Annotated in this window: 4 protein-coding genes; 2 read left to right on the forward strand and 2 right to left on the reverse strand. The window is 45.7% G+C overall.

Translation table 11 applies throughout. The annotated features are described in order from the left end of the window. Positions 1–512 (reverse strand): AMP-binding protein (locus NTX75_10720; protein ID MCX5816693.1); only part of this gene is annotated, 512 nt, incomplete at its 3' end. A 116-nt stretch (positions 513–628) separates the two neighbouring features. On the opposite strand from NTX75_10720, the gene NTX75_10725 reads away from it, so the two are divergent. After that, complete coding sequence (locus tag NTX75_10725) at positions 629–2,227, forward strand: class I adenylate-forming enzyme family protein (GenBank protein ID MCX5816694.1); 1,599 nt, start codon at positions 629–631, stop codon at positions 2,225–2,227. Between the two features lie 74 nt (positions 2,228–2,301). After that, complete coding sequence (locus NTX75_10730; protein MCX5816695.1) at positions 2,302–2,583, forward strand: hypothetical protein; 282 nt, start codon at positions 2,302–2,304, stop codon at positions 2,581–2,583. A gap of 9 nt (positions 2,584–2,592) precedes the next feature. On the opposite strand, the gene NTX75_10735 is transcribed toward NTX75_10730, so the two are convergent. Next, positions 2,593–3,324, reverse strand: a 732-nt coding sequence (locus tag NTX75_10735) for an energy transducer TonB (GenBank protein MCX5816696.1), incomplete at its 5' end; no start/stop codon positions are given.

The raw sequence follows: 3,324 nt of genomic DNA on the forward strand, positions 1-3,324 counted from the left end.
CATTCGTCATTGGAGTTAATCTCAACATTCAGCGGAGTTGCAGGGGCTGCATCAACAAGTTTTGCAAATGATTCCGCAAATGATGGTGGATTGCCCACGCATATATAAGACTTTACTGTAGGAAGTTGACCTTTTATCGCTTCAATCCTGCCCGCAAACTCCTCATCGAAAACAATAACCGTCGGCTCCGCCACATCACAACAGTATTTTACATCCTCTGCGGTAAAGCGGAAATTGAGTGGTACCACCCATGCGCCCGTCCTGACCATTCCAAAATAGGCAGCAAGCCAATCAATGGAGTTCATCATAAAGTGGACAATCTTGTCACCCTTTTTCACGCCTTTCTTGGCTAAAACGTTGGAAAACTGGTTTGCCTTGTCATCAAACTGCTTCCATGTCACTTCCCGCCTTTTCTTTTCTGCGGGAATTCGCTCAATAAGCGCTACATCATCCGGATACATTCGTGCGTTTCGAGCGAGGATTTCTCCGATGTGTGTATATATATCTGACATAATTAATCCCTCCTCAATTATTTGGTAATTTTGGTGTTGACAATGCGACAATATTCAATTTATCATGCTAAAAATCTTAAAAGCAATATAAAAAACCAATATAGGAGGAGGTTACTATGAATTTCGCAATGTTTTCCGGCCTTAACGCCAGCAAGTTCCCCAAGAGGGAGTTCATTATTGAGAGCTACCCTTCAAAAAATATGAGGAGAAGTTTGACATGGGAACAGTTTGACGATCAAGCCAATAAAATCGCCAATTATCTGATCAAGGATTGCGGTGTTAAAAAAGGCGATAACGTCGTTCATCTCATGATGAACTCTATGGAATGGTATGCAAGCTATATTGCAGTGCTTAAAACAGGGGCAACCATTACACCATTAAACTTCCGCTTCGCAAGCGCCGACATAAAATATGCGGCAGACGTTACAAAATGCAAGGTATTCATGTTCGGCGAACAGTTTAACGCCAGAGTTGAGCCGATCATGAAGGAAATGGATTACTGCAAGCACTTCATCTGCCTCGGCAATACAATTCCGGCAGGTGTAAAATCGTACAATGAGATTATCGAAAAAGGCAACGGTACACCTGTCTGCGTTGAAACAGATGACGATGAAAGGGCAGAACTGATGTTTACATCAGGCACCACAGGAGCACCGAAACCGGTTTGCCATACCCACAGAACACTCTTCTTCATCGGCATAGGAAATGCGCTCACATACAACGAAGGTTATAACAGCGTATATCTCGCACCACACCCATTCTACCACAGCGGCACGCTCTTCCTCTCCTTCCCGTCTTACATAGCTGCAGGCAAGATTCTCATGCCTATGGAAATTCAACCGGAATTCTATCTGAGGAGCATTGCAGATGAAAAATGTACCGGCGGCTGGAATACAGTGCCAACATGGTCCGATGTTATTTATGCTATTAAATCCGGCCAGGTAGATGTCAGTAAATATGACCTCTCCGCATTCAGGCATGTCGAAATAGGCGCCCAGCCGGTTCCCTATATCCTCCTTGAAGATTCCAAAAAGATCTTCCCCAATATTCCAATTGCAAACATCTATGGCATCACAGAAGGTGGCGGTGGCGGACTCACAAACTGCTACGATGCAGACATCATGAGAAAACCGGGTTCTATCGGGCAGGCAACGGTCTTCATGGAAGCAAAGGTTGTTGATACCAATGACAACAAACTTCCTGTCGGTAAGGTAGGCGAACTTCTCCTTAAGGGCCCTCGCCTCATGAAGGAATACGCAATGAACCCTGAAATGACCGCGAAGACAATAAAAGACGGATGGCTGTACACAGGCGATCTGGCCTATGAGGATGAGGAAGGATTTATCTTCTTTGCTGACCGGTCGAAGGACTTGATCATCAGGGGCGGCGAAAACATCTTCCCTGCCGAACTCGAAGACGTATTGAGAAAACATCCGAAGATCCAGGATGTTGCAGTCCTCGGTTATCCGCATCCAAGGCTTGTAGAGGTCGTCATGGCAATTATCCAGTTGAGAGAAGGGCAAACCATGGCAGACGAAGAGGTAATCAACTTCGTAAAGGAAAAAGGTCTTGCAAAATTCAAGTGGCCGGAAAAGATGGTCTATGCAACAATACCGCGTAACCCGGCAGGAAAGATTGAAAAACCAAAGTTAAGAGACATCTATGTGAAGCCTGCAAAAGAAGCAATGGAAAAAGAATTCAAGAAAGGCAGCTAAAAGATACAGCCCTCAGGGGTAGTAAATAAAAACGCCCGTTTTGCGACGGGCGTTTTTATTCCAGGAAGGAAAATATGGATAACAGAAAGAAAATTGGCATAGCGCTTATTATCGTCGGTACTTTGCTGCCCCTCGTTTTCTTATTTTTTACCACCGGTTACCAGCAGGGTACGGGTTTTTTCAACACCCTTTTCGCCTTGAAAATACCGGTAAATCTCTTCAACAAATACAAGTTCGGAATACCATACAGGCTGTTCATTGCCTTTGGTGTTGCCCTGATTTTTTTGGGGATAAGGAGCTTGGACATCGCAAGATTCAATTCAGACAAATCAGACAAAGATGGTGATTCAAAGTAATTCTATTGTCTATCTGAGCCGGAACTCAACCGGCAAATGCACAATTAATCTATGTGGGTTGCTGTGGGATAAATTAACCCTTGAAATTGCATCACTGGCAGCATCATCGAGCATTTGAAACCCTGAGCTTTCAACGACTTTTATATCCCGTGCCACACCGGCTGCGGTAATGATAAAAGACATGACAACCCTGCCTTCCAGCCCCATCCTTCTTGCCTTTTCAGGATATTTCAGGTGTTTCATCACAATCTCTCTCACGTATCCGTAATCGTGCGGCCTGCTGCCCCCTTCGCCTCCGGATGAACCCGAGGTTTTGCCTGTCCCTCCTCCTCTGCCATGGTCTGTTCCATCAGACCCTGTCCCCCCTCCTTTTTGTGAGCTGCCGTCTGCCTCACCGCCGCGACCCCTTTGGCCTGGTGTGGGATGTAACGACACCAAATCTATAGAAGAAGTTTGAACTTTATCTTGAGTCACTCCGGTAACATTATCTTTTTCAATGCTTTTACTCATGGCAGGGCTATTACTCTGCCGCAGATCTGCACCTTCCTTTTTTTGCATTGTCCCGCCTCCGGCAGGATTAAACCTTGCGCCTTCTCTCCCTGCTCCCTGCTCCCTATTCCCTGACCTCTCGCCCCTGCCCCCTGCCCCCTCTTTTCCATCCATCAACGTGAAGTCCACCAGTATGCTTTCCTCCTGTATCGACTTGTTGCTAAAAGGCAAAAAACCAAGAACATACAAAAG

The sequence above is a fragment of the Pseudomonadota bacterium genome (assembly GCA_026388315.1).
Lineage (GTDB): Bacteria > Desulfobacterota > Syntrophorhabdia > Syntrophorhabdales > Syntrophorhabdaceae > MWEV01.

Excerpts from the sequence above, each read along its gene's own strand:
- NTX75_10725 (MCX5816694.1), top strand. The coding sequence starts at position 629 with ATGAATTTCGCAATGTTTTCCGGCCTTAACGCCAGCAAGTTCCCCAAG.
- NTX75_10730 (MCX5816695.1), top strand. The coding sequence starts at position 2,302 with ATGGATAACAGAAAGAAAATTGGCATAGCGCTTATTATCGTCGGTACT.